This is a genomic window from Desulfomicrobium orale DSM 12838 (genome assembly GCF_001553625.1).
In the GTDB taxonomy this organism is placed as follows: Bacteria; Desulfobacterota; Desulfovibrionia; order Desulfovibrionales; family Desulfomicrobiaceae; genus Desulfomicrobium; species Desulfomicrobium orale.
Genome location: NZ_CP014230.1, coordinates 443,866 through 461,536 on the forward strand (window position 1 = coordinate 443,866; position 17,671 = coordinate 461,536).

A 17,671-nucleotide genomic window follows, 5' to 3' on the forward strand; every position below is an offset into this window, starting at 1 on the left:
GGTTATTCCCGGCGCCTGCCGCCGCTTCTCTCCACAAAACCCGCCCGATGACCACCATGACAGAACCCGGCTCGAACATGATTTTGGGCATCATCGCCGGTGGCGGCGTCTTTCCTTTCACAGTGGCCGACAACGCGAAGGCCGCGGGCGTCCGCGTCATAGGCGCAGGATTTCTTTCCGATACGGATCCGGCTTTCCCCGCCCGCTGTGATGATTTCCTGTGGCTGAAGCTGGGACAACTGGGCCGGCTCATAGATTTTTTTCAGAAAAAAGGTGTCACCCATGTGGTCATGGCCGGGCCCGTGAACAAGCCCCGCGCCCTGAACCTGCGGCCGGACTGGCGGGCGGCCCGTCTGCTCCTTGCCTTGAAAACACGCGGCGACGACGCCCTCCTTCGCGCCGTGGGTGCAGAGCTGGAAAAAGAGGGGATGCGGCTTATGGCCCCGCATGTCTTTTCCCCCGAACTGCATGCCCCGCAAGGCATTCTGTCCTGCCGCCCGCCCGATGAGCGGGAACTCCGGGATATTGAATTCGGGTGGGACATGGCGGAGCGGCTGGGGGATATGGATATCGGCCAGTGTCTGGTGGTCAGGGACGGAGTCGTGCTGGCCGTGGAGGCCATCGAAGGGACCAACGCCGCCATCCGGCGCGGCGGAGAACTGGGCGGACCGGGCGCGGTGGTCGTCAAGCGGCCCAAACGCGGTCAGGACAGACGCCTGGACCTTCCGGCTGTCGGTCTGGAAACGGTGCGGGCCATGGCCGAAGTCAAAGCTTCCTGCCTGGCCTGCGAGGCCGGACAGACCCTGTTCTTCGACCGCATCGGCGCGCTGGCCCTGGCGGATGAGCATTCCATGGCCATCGTGGGGCGTATCTGAACAGCCACAAACTTATTGTCGTCTCATATTATGAAGTAGATTTAAATAAATACTGCTCATCAATATTATCGTATATCTTTTTCCCTTCTTCAAGTGCATCATCATATAGCTTTCTTATCCCCCTGTTATAAACTCATACCACATCTCATACTCCACCAGCTCATGGACCACAACAACCTTATTATCGCATATCTTTTTCCCTCCTTCAGGTGCATTATCACATAGATTTTTCTTTCCTGTCATAAACTCATCCAATTCCACATACTCCACCTTATACTCCTCCTCAACCTTAACCTTTTCTTTATACCAATGCCTCGCTAAATACTCACATAAGAAAATAGTAGTTTCTTTGACTACGTCGAGCTTAAATTCTCCTTTTGGCTCTTTTAAATCACGATGGGCAACATATTTATCTCTATATTCACGTATTTCTTTTTTATATTTATCAAATTCCGCCTCCCCACCCTGCATTACTTCCAATTTAAATAAGCCATTTTTGAATTCCCTCTCATCTTCAACTCCATTTTTCCAGAAGTGCTTACCATCCTTCTCGCAAAATAATTTACACCATTCAAGAATGCACATATTTAAAAGACTATTAGACACATATATCCAAAATTGCATCTGGATTTTATTTTTGTGCTTTTTCTGTATCCTATCTCCTGCTCTATAGTACGCTAAAAATCGAATGCAACATCCACATAACATGATAATCCCAGGAATAAGCTCTTTTTTATCCATTATAGGCACCTCATTTTCTGGAAAGCCCCAGCATCTCCACCACCCTCTGCGCGGCCTGTTCCGTGAACTCCCCGGCATCCAGAGCCGATTTGGCTTCTTGGTCCAGAACCAGCCCCGGCGTATTGGCCCTAGCCGGGTCCGGAACAATCTCATAATCCGCCGGGAAAACGTTACGGAAATACATGTCCTGAAACCCGGCAAACTTGAGGGCATGAGCCGTGGCATCCAGAATGGCCAGCTCGTCCTTCTCCATCAAGCCCTGCGCCCTGGCTTCCAGCAGCCCGGCCAGACATTCCCCGCCCTGAGTGCAGGCGATGTGCCCATGGCGGTTGGCCAGAAGCATGGCTTCGATGATGCCCTGCTCGCTGACCCGCACCACCCGGAAATCCCCGCCCTGAGCTTCGTACCGCCCGGCCAGATGAGCCACGCGCGGAAAAGACACCGGATTGCCGATCATGGCCGCCTGGGCCACGGACGGCCGGACAGTCACGGCTTCGTAGCGGCGCTCTTTTTCCGGCGCGGCGTAATAACGGTATACCGGGTCGGCATGGGCCGACTGCACGCCGAAAAGACGCGGCAAACGAGAGATGACGCCCAGCCGCAGCAGCTTCAGAAAGCCGCTCATGACGGCCGTGATGTTCCCCGCGTTGCCAATGGGCACGAAGACCGCCTTGCCCCCCATGTCCCAATCGTACCACTGGGCCACCTCAAAGGCATAGCTTTCCTGCCCCAGAATGCGCCAGGCGTTCTTGGAATTGAGCAGGGCCACCCGGTAATGGTCGGCCAGATACTCCACCACCTTCATGCAGTCGTCGAAAACGCCGGGAATTTCCAGCACTCTCGCGCCGCTGCCCAAAGGCTGGGACAGCTGCTGCGCCGTGACCTTGCCCTGGGGCAGGAGCACCACGGATTTGAGAGGCTCGCCCACATAGGCCGCATACAGGGCCGCCGCCGCCGAAGTGTCCCCCGTGGAGGCGCAGATGGTCAGCACATCCTTCCAGCCGTGCCTGCGGACCAGATGGCGCAGATAGGAAAAGGCGCAGGCCATGCCCCGGTCCTTGAAGGACGCCGACGGATTCTGGCCGTCGTTCTTGAAGGCCAGCGGCTGCCCCGCCGCAGCCTCCAGAGCCGGGGAGGAGCGGATGACAGGCGTATTGCCCTCGCCCAGAAACACGATATCCGCCTCGTCCATGACTGGAGCCATCAGCTCGTAAAACCGGAAAATGCCACGCAGAGCCTGATTTTTGGTGGCGGCGCGCAGGTCGAAACGATCCCGCCAAGTCTGCCCGTCCGTTTGCTCCAGTTCTTCGAACCGGGTGTCTTCCAGCAGAAAGACGCCGCCGCACGAAGGACAGGTATAGTGCAGTTCATCGATGCCGTACCGGCTGCCGCATCCCAGGCAGGCGTATTCCATGTGCCCCCGATATTCGGGAAAAATGTGGGCCGCGCGCATATTCGTGCTCCGAAGGTTGAAATGAATGCCCTAAATGACAAAAAAATTTCGCGGATTGCGGGCTGTCCCGCCGGGTCAAAGAACCGTGTCCACCACGGCCCCGGCGAACAGAAATACCGCCACAAAACCGTTCATGGTAAAAAAAGCCAGATTCACCCGGCTCAGGTCCTCCGCTGAAATGAGCCGGTGCTCGGCCAGCAGCACCACCCACACGGCCAAGGCGCACCCGGTGTACACAAGCCCGGCTCCGGCAGCCCAACCCGCCAGCAGAAACATGAGTCCCGCCACCACGTGGGAGAAAGTGGACAGGGCCAGGGACGTGGGCAGGCCCAAGGCGGCAGGCAGGGAGTGTAGCCCTTCCCGGCGGTCGAAATCCGCGTCCTGACAGGCGTAAAGGATGTCGAAACCACCCACCCAGAAGACAACGCCGATGCCCAGCAGCACTGCGGGCAAGGTCAGAAGCGGCGTCACGGCCAGCCATCCCGCCAGAGGAGCCAGCCCCAGCACCGAACCCAGAAAAAAATGGCACAACAGCGTGATCCGTTTGGTGAAGCTGTACAAGGCCGACCAGACCAGAGCAAAAGGTGCGAGCATCAGGCACAGGGGATTGAGCAGAGCGCAGGCGGCCGTGAACACCAGAGCGCAGGCCAGAATGAACAAGCCGGTTTCTCCGCGCCCGAGTTCTCCGGTGACCAGCGGACGGGTGCCGGTGCGTGGATTTCTGGCGTCAAAAGGCAGATCCACCAGCCGGTTCACGGCCATGGCGAAGGAACGCACCGCGACCATGGCCACGGTCAGGGCCAGAAAAATCCGCCACCCCGGCCAGCCGCCGGCCGCCCAGAGCATGCCCAGATACGCGAAAGGCAAGGCGAACACGGAATGCTCGATCTTGACCATGCGCGCAAGGAGCAGGGTCTTGCGCCACGCTCCCGTCATCATTTGTTCACCACGAGCTTCAGAAAGCGTTTCTTGCCGACCTTGAGCACATATTCGCCGGGTGTGAAGGCAAACCCGAAATCCTCTTCCTTGCGCCCGTCGATGGACACCGCCTGCTGCTTGCACATGCGTCTGGCGTCTCCCTTGGACGGACAAAGACCGCTTGCGGCCAGCACATCCACCAGCTGTGTTCCGGAAGGCGCCTCGAAAACCTGCATGTCCTCGGGCACGCCCTGCCGGGCGAACACGGCGTTGAAGCCCTCGCGGGCGCTCCGGCCAGCCTCCGGACCGTGAAAACGGGCGGTCAGTTCCTCGGCCAGTTCCTCCTTGACCTCCTTGGGATGCCTGCGACCCGAGTCCACATCCAGGCGCAGCATGCGGATGGCCTCCAGGCTCTTGTCCGAAAGCAATTCGTAGTACCGCCACATCAGTTCGTCGGAAATGGACATGGCCTTGCCGAAAATATCGGCGGGCGCTTCGTCGATGCCAATATAGTTGCCCAAGGACTTGCTCATCTTCTGCACGCCGTCCAGACCTTCCAAAATGGGCACCGTGAGCACGATCTGGGACTCCTGCCCGTGCTCGCGCTGAAGATGGCGCCCCATCAGCAGATTGAATTTCTGATCCGTTCCGCCCAGTTCCACATCGGCGCGCAAGGCTACGGAATCGTACCCCTGAATCAGCGGGTAGAGAAATTCGTGGACGGCAATGGGCTGCTCCCCCTTGAAGCGCTTCTCGAAGTCGTCGCGCTCCAGCATGCGGGCCACTGTGTAGCGGGAACAGAGGCTGACGAAATCCGCGGCGGAAAAAGCGTCCATCCAGGCGGAGTTGAAGGCGACTTCCGTCCGCTCGGGGTCCAGAATTTTGAAAATCTGGCGTTTGTAGGTCTCGGCGTTACGGAGCACCTGCTCTCTGGTCAGAGTTTTGCGCGTCTCGGATTTGCCCGAAGGATCGCCAATCATGCCCGTGAAATCGCCGATCAGAAAAATGACCTGGTGCCCCAGGTCCTGAAAATGCTTGAGCTTCTGAATGAGCACGGTGTGCCCCAGATGCAGGTCCGGGGCCGTCGGATCGAACCCCGCCTTGACCCGCAGGGGCCTGCCCTGACGCAATTTTGCCGCCAGTTCCTCCTCGTTGATGAGCTCCGCGCAGCCCCGGCGGATCTGCTCCATCTGCCGCGCCAGTTCCTGATCAGTCATCGTCGCCATGGCGTATCCGTAAGTTGCTCGTTAATCCGGCCCCATACCCTCAGAAGAGGCCACATCCGCCGCCTGGGCGGCTATCCTTCAAAACTCCAGGCCGCAATGCTCCGGCACCGGCCCTGATCCACATCCACGAGAGCCCCGTGCAGAGCGCACGGGCCCGACGCCAGCTCAAACCGTTCCGGGCGGCCCGTGCGGAATTTCCGCAAAATGGCGTCGCTGTCCATGCCCAGACAGGAGTCCACCGGCCCGCACATGCCCAGGTCGGTCATGAACCCGGTCACTCCATCCAGAATACGGGCATCGCTGGTCTGCACATGAGTGTGCGTGCCGAGCACCACATGTGCCCGGCCGCGCAGCATGTGGGCCAGCGCCCTTTTCTCCGACGTGGCCTCAGCATGCATATCCACGACCAGGACCGCGTCCGGCGGCACCAGTTCCAGCAGCCGCTCCGCCGCGGCGAAAGGACAGTCGATGGGCTCCATGAACACCCGGCCCTGGAGGTTCATGACCGCCAAGGGCGGAATGTCCGGCCCCGGAGAAAACACTCCAAATCCCCTACCCGGCGCAGACGGCGGATAGTTGGCCGGACGCAGAAGCCAGGGCTCCGCATCCAGCACGGCGCAGATATCCGGGAATTTCCAGATATGATTGCCCGAAGTCAGCACATCGATTCCAGCTTGGCGCAGTTCTCGGGCGCTCGCCGCCGAAAGTCCCAGGCCGCGCGAGGCATTCTCCGCGTTGGCCAGAACGGCATCCAGACCCAGTTCATGACGCAAACGCGGCAGATGGTGGCGGACCATCTGCCGCCCGGATTTGCCGACAATATCGCCCAGAAAGAGAATCCGCATGCCTCTATTTGGCAATGCCCACGGCGCGCTTCTCGCGGATGACCGTAACCCGGATCTGTCCCGGATAGGTCATCTTTTCCTCGATCTGTTTGGCAATATCTTTGCTGAGCATGAAAATCTGGTCGTCGTTCACCGTGTCGCAGTCCACCATGACCCGTACTTCCCGGCCCGCCTGAATGGCAAAAGCCCGACTCACTCCGGGAAATCCCGTAGCCACACCTTCCAGCTCTTCCAAACGTTTCACGTAGCTCTCAAGCAGCTCCTTGCGCGCTCCGGGCCGGGCTCCGGACAGGCTGTCCGCGGCCTGCACCAGCACGGCGTAAACGGACTTTGGAGGGATGTCCTCGTGGTGAGCGGCCACAGCGTGCACGATTTCCGGAGATTCATTGTATTTTTTCGCGAGGTCCGCACCAATGGTGGCATGGGGACCTTCCACCTCGTGGTCCACAGCCTTGCCCAGATCATGCAACAGACCCGCCCGCTTGGCTTTCTTCACGTCAAGACCAAGTTCCGCAGCCATGATGCCGCACAGGAAGGCCACTTCCAGGGAATGCTGAAGCACATTCTGGGTGAAGCTGGTCCTGAACCGGAGCTGTCCCAAAAGACGTATGATTTCCGGATGAATGCCGTGCACGCCCAAATCGAAGGTGGCCTGCTCGCCGATCTCGCGGATCTGGACATCCATCTCCTTTTCCACCTTCTTGACGATATCCTCGATACGGGCCGGATGAATCCGCCCGTCGCTGATAAGCCGCTCAAGAGAACGCTTAGCCACTTCCCGTCGCAATGGGTTGTATGCGGACAGAATCACCGTCTCCGGCGTATCGTCGATAATCAGATCCACGCCCGTGGCCGCCTCGATGGCCCGGATGTTGCGCCCCTCGCGGCCGATGATCCGGCCCTTCATGTCCTCGCTGGGCAATTCCACCGCGCTGACCGTGTGTTCCGACACGTATTCCCCGGCATAGCGCTGCACAGCACTGGCGATAATCATCTGCGCCTTGCGATGGGCCGACTCCTGGGCCTCCATTTCGATCACGCGCACCATCTTCGCGGCCTCGTGGCGGGCTTTGCTCTCGATATCCTGCATCAGCCTGATGCGGGCTTCTTCGGCGGTCAATCCGGAAATTTCCTCCAGACGCGCCTCCTGATCCGCCACGAGTTCCTTCAGTTTTTCTTCTTTTTCCTCGACAAGACGTTCCTGCTTGACCACCTTCTTTTCCAGATTGACCAATTCGCTCTCTTTCAGAGCGAGAGATTCGACTTTTTTCTCCAGGCGTTCTTCCTTGGCCTGCAAACGAGCTTCGTTTTTTTTCAGCTCCCTCTCCCGGTCCTTGGCGTCCTGCTCCACTTCCTTCTTTAAAGCGAACGCTTCGTCCTGGGCTTGCAAAAGGATTTCTTTTTTATGGGCCTGCGCATCTTTCTTGGCCTCGTCGAGAATCCTCTCGGACAGATTTCTGGCGTCCTCGAACTCCCTGGCGGTCAAATACTTCTTGAAGAAAAAACCGGCAGCCACGCCGATTCCAATGCACATGAACGCGGTAATAACGATCTGGCTTGCCATGAGAGCTCCTTGGCGCGATATATGGTAAAGAGCGGAATACCACATAAGGCATTCCCGCCCGAAGACAAAAGGCCACACGCACCGGGGATTACGGGGAGGCAAGCTCGGTCTGGAGATCAGGGGCGACGGATAAGCCCCGGAAGGCAGTGTTGGGAATTATTTTGAACCTCTTACGTTAAGAGGGGGTTGGCTACAGCCCATCAGGCTTCTCCCATGAAGAAGAGCATGCACACAAGGCCGTTGTAAGCTACCCGTTTTGCGTTTCATTGGCTCAAAAACGCATCACCAATCACTGACCCTCCAGGGAAATGATTCACTTTTCAGGCTCATCTATCCTCGAAAGGAGCTGCTGCAGAGTGCTTTCAAGCTGCTGCAACCTCTCCTGATCGCGTAAATAATCATCGGCCAGACTGAGTGCCAGATAAACCAAAAGCCGTTCCTTGCTTATATGTCCGGCCTGTCCTTCAAGGGTATCGTAACGGCGGTGAAGCAAATCCACAGCTTTCCGGATCCTTGCTGACTCGGCGTCGGCCGCGAAAGACAAATCAAGTCCCAGCACATGTATCGTATATCCCGGCATCGGCTAATTTGTATCAACCTCTTGCAACCTGTTCAAGATATTTTCCACCCGGGCCAGGACGGCTTCCTTGGTCTGCCGCTCCTGCTCCAGGGTTTCCCGGAGCTCCGCATTTTCCCGCTTCAGGCTTTCCTGGCGTTCCAGAAGCTGCGAAATCCTGTCTGTCAGCTGACTCAACACATCCATGATCATTTCTCCGATTTTCCCGTTTTTCGCTCGATATTTGCTTGACGTCCCCGAGCCACGCACAGCATTCCCTCCGGGACATCTTTTGTGACGACGGAGCCGGCACCAACCAAGGCGTCAGAGCCCACTGAAACCGGCGCTACCAGCGCGGTATTGCTGCCGATGAACGCCCTCTCACCGATCTGGGTTCGATGCTTGCGGCACCCATCATAATTGCAGGTGATGGTACCTGCGCCGATATTCGCTCCGGAACCTATTTCACTATCCCCCAGATAGCTCAGATGTCCGGCCTTGGCGCCTGCATGCAAAACCGCGTTCTTGGCTTCCACGAAATTGCCTATCCGCGCACCCTGCCCCACTACCGTTCCCGGCCGCAGGCGGGCAAAAGGGCCGACGCTCGCGCCTGGCAGGAGTTCTGCACCGTCAATATGGGAGAAGGATTTTACTTGGCAAGCATTCAAAACGGCGTTCCTGAGCCAGGAATGAGACTCTACCCGCGTACCTCTCGTGATCGTGGTATTACCATAGATTTCGCATGGTCCGATTATTTCGGCACCCGGCTCCACATGCACATCTGGGCCAACCACCACAGAAGCCGCATTTCTGACAATGACTCCGCTCGCGATCAACCCATTGACAATTTTTTTCTGCAACCAGTCTTCATACCCCACGAGCTCCGCAGGAGAATTGATCCCCAAAAGCCGTCCTTCATCATTATTCAATCGGGCCAGCACAGGCAGACCGGCCTGTGAGCACAGGCTGATCATCTGGGTCAGATAAAATTCCTGCTGCGCATTGTCGCAAGTCAGGTGTTCAATAAAAGAAGAGCATTTTTCCACGTCGAAAACATAGACGCCGGAGTTCACTTCATGAATCTCGCCGCCGTGATCTCCAGGACGAAAATCCTTCTCCTCCACCACCTCTGTCACCCGTCCAGAAGCATCACGCACCACCCGCCCATACCCCTTGGGATTTTCAAGATGAATTGTCAGAAAACCCAAAGCGGCGTTATCTGCCGCACACAATTCCATTAGCGCGCTCACATCCTTCATCGGGACATAAGGCGTATCGCCATTGACCACGCACAGAAAATCGACACCGCTCTCCCGTATCTGCGGCCAAGCTAAAGAGACGGCATGACCCGTACCCAATTGCTGTTGCTGGTGGATGAAATTCACTTTTACTGCCGCAAAGCGCCCCATGACCTCTTCAGCACAATGCCCGACAACGACCCATGGTATATTATTGCATTGCGAGGCACACAGTATATCAAGCACATAAGCCAATATAGACTTACCCAACACCTCCTGCAGGACCTTGGGTTTGTCAGAATGCATCCGTGTCCCTTTGCCTGCAGCCAGCACCAGAAAGCCCATTTCTTTCTTCATTTTTCGCCCCCTGCTCTTCTCTCAATGTTGGATAAACAAGTGTGCAGGAGGTTTTTTCCGGGAGCAACCTAAAAATAAAAGAAATTGGGTCATGCCTATGCTCAGGCCTCATTAATTGAGATAGAAAATGACGGAAGCCGCGAGGCACAGAGCTGAAAAGAAGGTATGCGCGCAGCGGTCATAACGCATGGCTATTCTGCGCCAGTCCTTGATCCTGCCAAACATGATCTCGATCTTGTGCCGCTGTTTATACAGATCTTTATCGTACGGGCAGGGTCTCTTCCGGCTCCTTCTGGGCGGGATGCAGGGCGTAATGCCTCTGGCGCACAGGGCGTCACGGAACCAGTCGGCGTCGTAACCACGGTCCGCCAGAAGCTCCCTGGCCTCAGGCAAAGCATCTATGGCGTCCATAAGCAGGGCGGCTCCTTTGTAGTCGCTTACCTGGCCTTCTGTGAGCTTCATGGCCAGAGGCCTGCCGTGGCCGTCGCAAACAGCATGGAGTTTGGAGTTCAGGCCGCCCTTTGTGCGTCCGATGCAGCGGGAAAGAGCCCCTTTTTGAGCAAGCTTGCGGCGGTACGATGCGCCTTGAGGTGGGTTGCATCGATCATCAATCGTCCATCTTTTCCCGCTGTTTTTGCCAATTCGGTAAAAATATTGTTGAAGACGCCCATCCGGCTCCAGCGCAAAAAACGATTGTACAGCGTCTTGTACGGGCCATACTCGCGCGGCGCGTCTTTCCACTGCAGGCCATGTTTGATGACATAAATGATGCCGCTTATGACTTTCCGGTCATCGACGCGTGGAATACCGTGTGAAAGTGGAAAGAAAGGCTTGATACGCTCCAGTTGCTCGGCAGAAAGGGAGAAAAGTTGGCTCATGGCGTCCTCCCTGAGCACAACTAACCAACTTTTCTGATTTTTACAATTAATGAGGCCTGAGCATAGGCATGACCCAACCTCTTTTTAAGGGGCGACCACTTATGGATGAATGAGGGTCTGATGGACGCCAAACTCGGAACTGAGTTCAGCAATGGTTTTCTCGTCGCAAAGAGCTGCCAGGGCCACTTTGGCCTTGAAAGCAGAGCAGAGCTCACACGTATTCAGACAGGGAGAGATTGAAATAAGAAAGCAGACAACCGCAGACAGACTGATCCACCGACGGCAAGTTGAAAACAGTATCTTCGTCTCAGTATAGTTATGGAGCTATGAGGGAGATATAGAGAAAGGGGTTTCGAAATAAAAAAAGGTCCTGGCGACGACCTACTTTCCCACCAGTGAGCTGGCAGTATCATTGGCGCTGGAGGTCTTAACTTCCGAGTTCGGAATGGGTATCGGGTGTGTCCCCTCCGCCTTGGTCACCAGGACGAGATATGTAGAGAAACAGGTGAAGGAAGAGAGTTAAGACTCACGATCTATTAGTACCGGTCAGCTGAATACATTACTGCACTTACACTTCCGGCCTATCTACCAGGTAGTCTTCCTGGGATCTTGAGTGTCTTTCGACAAGGGAGAACTTATCTTGTGGCTGGTTTCCCGCTTAGATGCTTTCAGCGGTTATCCATTCCGATCATAGCTACCCTGCTGTGCCGCTGGCGCGACAACAGGTCCACCAGGGGATCGTCCATTCCGGTCCTCTCGTACTAGGAACAGGCCCACTCAATTCTCCTACGCCCACAGAAGATAGGGACCAAACTGTCTCACGACGTTTTAAACCCAGCTCGCGTACCACTTTAAACGGCGAACAGCCGTACCCTTGGGACCTGCTCCAGCCCCAGGATGTGATGAGCCGACATCGAGGTGCCAAACCGCATCGTCGATGTGAACTCTTGGATGCGATCAGCCTGTTATCCCCGGCGTACCTTTTATCCGATGAGCGATGGCCCTTCCATTCGGGACCACCGGATCACTAACACCTACTTTCGTACCTGCTCGACATGTCTGTCTCGCAGTCAAGCTCCCTTATGCGTTTGCACTCGACGGCTGGTTTCCGATCAGCCTGAGGGAACCTTTGCGCGCCTCCGTTACTCTTTGGGAGGCGACCGCCCCAGTCAAACTACCCACCAGACACTGTCTCCAAGCCGGATTACGGCGTTGGATTAGAATCCTAAACCAACAAGGGTGGTATTTCAAGGATGACTCCGCGGATACTGGCGTACCCGTTTCACAGTCTCCCACCTATCCTACACATGATGGTTCAAGATCCAATGTCAAGCTATAGTAAAGGTGCACAGGGTCTTTCCGTCTTTCTGCGGGGAGACGGCATCTTCACCGCCAATTCAATTTCACTGAGCCTCTGGTTGAGACAGTGCGGAGATCGTTACGCCATTCGTGCAGGTCGGAACTTACCCGACAAGGAATTTCGCTACCTTAGGACCGTTATAGTTACGGCCGCCGTTTACTGGGGCTTCAATTCAATGCTTCGCTTGCGCTGACATCTCCTCTTAACCTTCCAGCACCGGGCAGGCGTCAGACCCTATACGTTGTCTTACGACTTAGCAGAGTCCTATGTTTTTAGTAAACAGTCGCCACCGCCATTTCTCTGCGGCCACCTCCAGCTCACACAGTGAATACGATCACCGGAGGTGGCACCCCTTCTCCCGAAGTTACGGGGTAATTTTGCCGAGTTCCTTAACCAGAGTTCTCTCAAACGCCTTGGGTTACTCACCCCACCCACCTGTGTCGGTTTGCGGTACGGTCTGCTTATGTTCTCACTTAGAGGCTTTTCTCGGCAGTGGAGGCTCAGTCACTTATGTCTGACGACACGGCATCGTTTCTCGGGATAGAGCGACATGGATTTGCCTGTGTCGCATCCCTACCAACTTGCACCGGGATATCCAACGCCCGGATGACCTACCTTCCTGCGTCCCCCCATCGTTCGAACGAACATATGCAGGTACGGGAATATTAACCCGTTTCCCATCAGCTACGCTTTTCAGCCTCGCCTTAGGGGCCGACTCACCCTGGGAAGATTAACTTTACCCAGGAAACCTTGGGTTTACGGCGAACAGGTTTTTCACCTGTTTTTTCGTTACTCATGCCAGCATATTCACTTCCCATCAGTCCAGCGGACTTTCCAATCCACCTTCATCCCACATGGGAACGCTCTCCTACCAACCGTATCAGAGATACGATTCCGAAGCTTCGGCACCATACTTGAGCCCCGTTACATTTTCGGCGCAAAGTCGCTAGACCAGTGAGCTATTACGCTTTCTTTAAAGGGTGGCTGCTTCTAAGCCAACCTCCTGGCTGTCTGAGCGACTTCACCTCCTTTCCCACTTAGTATGGATTTGGGGGCCTTAGCTGTCGGTCTGGGCTCTTTCCCTCTTGACCACGAACCTTATCACCCGCGGTCTGACTCCCGGGATCTCGACTTACGGCATTCGGAGTTTGAAAGGGTTTGGTAAGCGGGTAAGCCCCCTAGCCCTGTCAGTGCTCTACCTCCGCAAGTAAACTCCCGAGGCTATACCTCAATATATTTCGGAGAGAACCAGCTATCACCGAGTTTGATTGGCCTTTCACCCCTATCCACAAGTCATCCGAGTAATTTTCAACTTACAACGGTTCGGTCCTCCACTTGGCTTTACCCAAGCTTCAACCTGCTCATGGATAGATCACCCGGCTTCGGGTCTAATCCGCACTACTAGTCGCCCATTTAAGACTCGCTTTCGCTACGGCTCCGTCTCATCGACTTAACCTTGCACTACAGATTAACTCGCTGGCCCATTATGCAAAAGGCACGCGGTCACCCCTTAAAGGGGCTCCCACTGCTTGTAGGCATACGGTTTCAGGTTCTATTGCACTCCCCTAACAGGGGTTCTTTTCACCTTTCCCTCACGGTACTGGTACACTATCGGTCGTCAGGGAGTATTTAGCCTTGGAAGATGGTCCTCCCGGATTCAGACGGGATTTCACGTGTCCCGCCCTACTCAGGTACTCCGCTCGCCGGGTTCGATTTCGCATACGAGGCTGTCACTCGCTATGGCCGGACTTTCCAGACCGTTCTGCTATCTACTTGCGGATCGATTATCGGAGCCCTACAACCCCGCCGGGTCGAAACCAGGCGGTTTAGGCTAATCCGTGTTCGCTCGCCGCTACTGACGGAATCTCTGTTGATTTCTTTTCCTTCGGGTACTGAGATGTTTCACTTCCCCGAGTTCGCCTCTGCCCGCCTATGTATTCAGCGGGGAGATAACTGGACATGACTCCAGTTGGGTTGCCCCATTCGGAAATCCCCGGGTCAAAGCCTGCTTGACGGCTCACCGAGGCTTATCGCAGCCTTCCACGTCCTTCATCGCCTTCTGACGCCAAGGCATCCACCGTATGCCCTTAACATCTTAACTCTCTTCGCTTCACCTATTCATCTGTCAATGAGCTGCAAGCTCTCAGGCTTGGACGCTGTAGTGTATGGACACTCCAGCGTTGAAGGCTGAAAACTGGTGGAGGTGAACAGGATCGAACTGATGACCTCCTGCGTGCAAGGCAGGCGCTCTCCCAGCTGAGCTACACCCCCACTCTTTTCTGGTGGGCCTGGGAAGACTTGAACTTCCGACCTCACGCTTATCAGGCGTGCGCTCTAACCACCTGAGCTACAAGCCCACACGGCAAGGTTCCTTGCAAATAAACAGCGAGTTGGGTTTTTTCGATAAGGAGGTGATCCAGCCGCAGGTTCCCCTACGGCTACCTTGTTACGACTTCACCCCAATTACCAGCCCTACCGTAGACGCCTGCATCCCTTGCGGGTTAGCCTGGCGGCTTCGGGTAGAACCGACTTTCGTGGTGTGACGGGCGGTGTGTACAAGGCCCGGGAACGTATTCACCCCGGCATGCTGATCCGGGATTACTAGCGATTCCAACTTCATGCAGTCGAGTTGCAGACTGCAATCCGGACTATGATGGTTTTTTTGGGATTGGCTGGACCTCGCGGTTTCGCTGCCCTTTGTGCCCACCATTGTAGTACGTGTGTAGCCCTGGGCGTAAGGGCCATGATGACTTGACGTCGTCCCCACCTTCCTCCCGGTTAACCCGGGCAGTCTCCACAGAGTGCCCAGCTTTACCTGCTGGCAACTGAGGATAGGGGTTGCGCTCGTTGCGGGACTTAACCCAACACCTCACGGCACGAGCTGACGACAGCCATGCAGCACCTGTCTCTGGATTCCCCGAAGGGCACTTCCGCATCTCTGCGGAATTCCCAGGATGTCAAGCCCAGGTAAGGTTCTTCGCGTTGCATCGAATTAAACCACATACTCCACCGCTTGTGCGGGCCCCCGTCAATTTCTTTGAGTTTCAGCCTTGCGACCGTACTCCCCAGGCGGGATACTTAACGCGTTAACTGCGGCACCGAGGATCAAGTCCCCGACACCTAGTATCCATCGTTTACGGTGTGGACTACCAGGGTATCTAATCCTGTTTGCTCCCCACACTTTCGCACCTCAGCGTCAATACCTGTCCAGGCGGCCGCCTTCGCCACCGGTGTTCCTCCTGATATCTACGGATTTCACTCCTACACCAGGAATTCCGCCGCCCTCTCCAGGATTCGAGCCCCGCAGTTTCAAGTGCAGTTCCACGGTTGAGCCGTGGGATTTCACACCTGACTTACAAGGCCGCCTACGTGCGCTTTACGCCCAGTAATTCCGAATAACGCTTGCACCCTCCGTATTACCGCGGCTGCTGGCACGGAGTTAGCCGGTGCTTCCTTTGAAGGTACCGTCAAGATACGGGCCTGTTGGACCCGCACCACTTCTTCCCTTCTGACAGAGGTTTACGATCCGAAAACCTTCATCCCTCACACGGCGTTGCTGCGTCAGGCTTTCGCCCATTGCGCAATATTCCCCACTGCTGCCTCCCGCAGGAGTCTGGGCCGTGTTTCAGTCCCAGTGTGGCTGATCATCCTCTCAGACCAGCTACTCATCGTCGCCTTGGTAGGCCGTTACCCTACCAACTAGCTAATGAGACGCGGGCTCATCCTCGGACGAATGCATATGCAGAGGCATCCTTTACCGACTCCTTTTACAAAGCCAGACTATCCGGTATTAGCTCCACTTTCGCGAAGTTATCCCAAATCCAAGGGCAGATTACCCACGCGTTACTCACCCGTGCGCCACTCTACTCATTCCCGAAGGAACTTTCTCGTTCGACTTGCATGTGTTAGGCACGCCGCCAGCGTTCATTCTGAGCCAGAATCAAACTCTCCAGTTACAAACTTATTCAACCAGCCCTAAGGCCGGTCAATGACTTATCAAACATGCGGCTTACAGCCGCACTCCCAACTCGCTATTTATTTGTCAAAGAACCTCCCCGACTCGCGGAAAAACCTAACTAAATCAAACTATATAAACCTGTCAACTAATTTCTGAAAAAAAACTGAATTCAAAAACAGACCCGCTGACAAAAACTCTCCCACTCAGCGGGGAAATGCCCTCTAAAGAACCCCAACCCAAATTGTCAATCACTTTCTTCTCAAATATATCAAAAATACCACAACTACACAAAATATAAGAGGAAAATTCTAAAACACCAAGTGACGCGGCGTCCGGGGAAACGGTATCACATCGCGGATATTCGCCATTCCCGTGACCAGCATAAGCAGACGTTCAAAGCCCATTCCGAAACCAGCATGGGGAACCGTACCGTACCGGCGCAGGTCCATGTACCACCAGTATTCTTCCTTGGGCAATCCGAGTTCCTCAATACGCCTTTCCAGCACGGACAAGCGCTCTTCCCTGGCGCTGCCGCCGATGAGTTCTCCGATGCGTGGCACCAGTACATCCATGGCGCCCACGGTCTTGCCGTCGTCGTTGAGACGCATGTAAAATGCCTTGATCTCCTTGGGGTAATCAAAAACGATGACCGGCCGTTTGAAATACTCTTCAGTCAGGTAGCGTTCATGCTCTGTCTGCAGGTCCGCCCCAAAATCCACGGGAAACTCGAAAGTTCTGGAGGCGGCCTTCAGAATGTTCACAGCCTCGGTGTAAGGAATTCGGACAAAAGACTGGCTGACGATGTTGTCCAGCGTGGCAAACAGATCCTTGTCCACGAAGTTGCCGAAAAGCTCCAGATCATCCCGGCAGTTGTCCAGCAGGTGACCAATCAGCCACTTTACGCAGGACTCGCCCAGATCCATATTATCCGGGAGACCGGCAAAGGCCATTTCCGGCTCGATCATCCAAAATTCGGCAGCATGTTTGGGGGTGTTGGAGTTTTCCGCCCGAAAAGTCGGCCCAAACGTATATACCCGCCCCAAGGCGCAGGCCAGATTTTCCGCTGCCAGCTGCCCGGAAACAGTCAGTGACGCCTCCCGCCCGAAAAAATCCTGCCCGAAATCCGCCTTGCCATCTTTTCTGGGTACATTGCCCAGATCGAGAGTGGTGACCTGAAACATCTCGCCCGCGCCCTCGCAATCCGACCCGGTAATGATGGGCGCGTGCACGTGGAAAAAACCGTTGTCGTGAAAAAAGCGGTGCACGCCGAAAGCCAGTTCCGCCCGGATTCTGTTCAATGCCCCGTACTTGTTGGTCCGGGGACGCAAGTGGGCGATGGTCCGCAGAAATTCATCCGTATGCCGTTTTTTCTGGAGCGGATATGTAGTATCGGCCTCACCCAGGATCTCCAGGCGTCTGGCCCGTAACTCCCAGCGCTGCCCCTGCCCCGGAGATTTCACCAGCGAACCTTCCAGATGTACCGCGGCTCCCGTTGACGCCCGATCCAGCAGATCGAATCCAACCGTATCCGCCGACACGATCGCCTGCAGATTTTTCAGGCAGGAGCCGTCATTCACTTCTAAAAAAACAAAATCTCTGCTTTCGCGCTTGGTCCGCACCCAGCCCCAGACTTCCATACGGTCAGCGGGGGAATCGGAAAGCAGAATATCGGCGATTCTCTTTTTCATCACGCACCTCAAAA

Annotated in this window: 12 protein-coding genes, 2 tRNA genes, 3 rRNA genes and 1 other RNA gene; 1 reads left to right on the forward strand and 17 read right to left on the reverse strand. The window is 55.6% G+C overall.

Annotation, left to right across the window (positions count from 1 at the left end; genetic code table 11):
• The first annotated feature begins 56 nt into the window (after positions 1 to 56).
• The gene (locus AXF15_RS02000) at positions 57 to 875 is read left to right on the forward strand and encodes an LpxI family protein (protein WP_066608558.1); all 819 of its coding nucleotides are present in this window, start codon (positions 57 to 59) and stop codon (positions 873 to 875) included.
• 114 nt (positions 876 to 989) lie between these two features.
• Here AXF15_RS02000 and AXF15_RS02005 read toward each other — a convergent pair whose 3' ends face one another.
• The 17 genes from AXF15_RS02005 to asnS form a co-directional block, all read right to left on the reverse strand.
• Positions 990 to 1,616 carry an AbiU2 domain-containing protein gene (locus AXF15_RS02005; protein ID WP_151192252.1) on the reverse strand — a complete coding sequence of 209 codons (627 nt, stop codon included), beginning with the start codon at positions 1,614 to 1,616 and terminating at the stop codon, positions 990 to 992.
• A gap of 10 nt (positions 1,617 to 1,626) precedes the next feature.
• On the reverse strand, positions 1,627 to 3,069 hold the full coding sequence (gene thrC / locus AXF15_RS02010; protein WP_066602623.1) for a threonine synthase: 1,443 nt from the start codon (positions 3,067 to 3,069) through the stop codon (positions 1,627 to 1,629).
• A gap of 75 nt (positions 3,070 to 3,144) precedes the next feature.
• Positions 3,145 to 4,005 (reverse strand): UbiA-like polyprenyltransferase, encoded by an 861-nt coding sequence (locus AXF15_RS02015; RefSeq protein ID WP_066608565.1) that lies wholly within the window; start codon positions 4,003 to 4,005, stop codon positions 3,145 to 3,147.
• A complete protein-coding gene (gene tyrS, locus AXF15_RS02020; protein WP_066608560.1) occupies positions 4,005 to 5,204 on the reverse strand; it encodes a tyrosine--tRNA ligase in 1,200 nt (399 codons plus the stop codon). Before tyrS ends, AXF15_RS02015 begins: the two co-directional genes overlap by 1 nt.
• Positions 5,205 to 5,284: 80 nt before the next feature.
• Positions 5,285 to 6,058 (reverse strand): TIGR00282 family metallophosphoesterase, encoded by a 774-nt coding sequence (locus tag AXF15_RS02025; RefSeq protein WP_066602625.1) that lies wholly within the window; start codon positions 6,056 to 6,058, stop codon positions 5,285 to 5,287.
• A gap of 4 nt (positions 6,059 to 6,062) precedes the next feature.
• On the reverse strand, positions 6,063 to 7,622 hold the full coding sequence (gene rny, locus AXF15_RS02030) for a ribonuclease Y (protein ID WP_066602631.1): 1,560 nt from the start codon (positions 7,620 to 7,622) through the stop codon (positions 6,063 to 6,065).
• Positions 7,623 to 7,751: 129 nt separating this feature from the next.
• Positions 7,752 to 7,932: non-coding RNA, 6S RNA (ssrS, locus tag AXF15_RS02035), on the reverse strand.
• Between the two features lie 3 nt (positions 7,933 to 7,935).
• Positions 7,936 to 8,181 (reverse strand): cell division protein ZapA, encoded by a 246-nt coding sequence (locus AXF15_RS02040; protein ID WP_236884800.1) that lies wholly within the window; start codon positions 8,179 to 8,181, stop codon positions 7,936 to 7,938.
• Between the two features lie 24 nt (positions 8,182 to 8,205).
• Positions 8,206 to 8,385, reverse strand: a complete 180-nt coding sequence (locus AXF15_RS02045; RefSeq protein ID WP_236884801.1) for a hypothetical protein — start codon at positions 8,383 to 8,385, stop codon at positions 8,206 to 8,208.
• Between the two features lie 2 nt (positions 8,386 to 8,387).
• Positions 8,388 to 9,773, reverse strand: a complete 1,386-nt coding sequence (gene glmU, locus AXF15_RS02050; protein WP_066602641.1) for a bifunctional UDP-N-acetylglucosamine diphosphorylase/glucosamine-1-phosphate N-acetyltransferase GlmU — start codon at positions 9,771 to 9,773, stop codon at positions 8,388 to 8,390.
• Between the two features lie 111 nt (positions 9,774 to 9,884).
• Positions 9,885 to 10,651, reverse strand: a protein-coding gene (locus AXF15_RS13240; RefSeq protein ID WP_236884802.1) for an IS5 family transposase whose coding sequence is annotated in 2 segments (ribosomal slippage) — positions 9,885 to 10,318 and positions 10,318 to 10,651 — 768 coding nt in all. Because the reading frame shifts where the segments join, the coding sequence is not laid out codon by codon here.
• Positions 10,652 to 11,019: 368 nt separating this feature from the next.
• A 5S ribosomal RNA gene (gene rrf / locus AXF15_RS02065) occupies positions 11,020 to 11,135 on the reverse strand.
• Positions 11,136 to 11,166: 31 nt separating this feature from the next.
• Positions 11,167 to 14,112, reverse strand: a 23S ribosomal RNA gene (locus tag AXF15_RS02070).
• Positions 14,113 to 14,206: 94 nt separating this feature from the next.
• Positions 14,207 to 14,282 (reverse strand) — tRNA-Ala (locus AXF15_RS02075).
• Between the two features lie 9 nt (positions 14,283 to 14,291).
• Positions 14,292 to 14,368: transfer RNA gene (locus tag AXF15_RS02080), tRNA-Ile, on the reverse strand.
• A 47-nt stretch (positions 14,369 to 14,415) separates the two neighbouring features.
• Positions 14,416 to 15,967: ribosomal RNA gene (locus AXF15_RS02085) — 16S ribosomal RNA — on the reverse strand.
• The 16S, 23S and 5S rRNA genes sit together here with 2 tRNA genes alongside, the layout of an rRNA operon.
• Positions 15,968 to 16,277: 310 nt before the next feature.
• Positions 16,278 to 17,660 carry an asparagine--tRNA ligase gene (gene asnS, locus AXF15_RS02090; protein WP_066608570.1) on the reverse strand — a complete coding sequence of 461 codons (1,383 nt, stop codon included), beginning with the start codon at positions 17,658 to 17,660 and terminating at the stop codon, positions 16,278 to 16,280.
• Positions 17,661 to 17,671 lie beyond the last annotated feature (11 nt).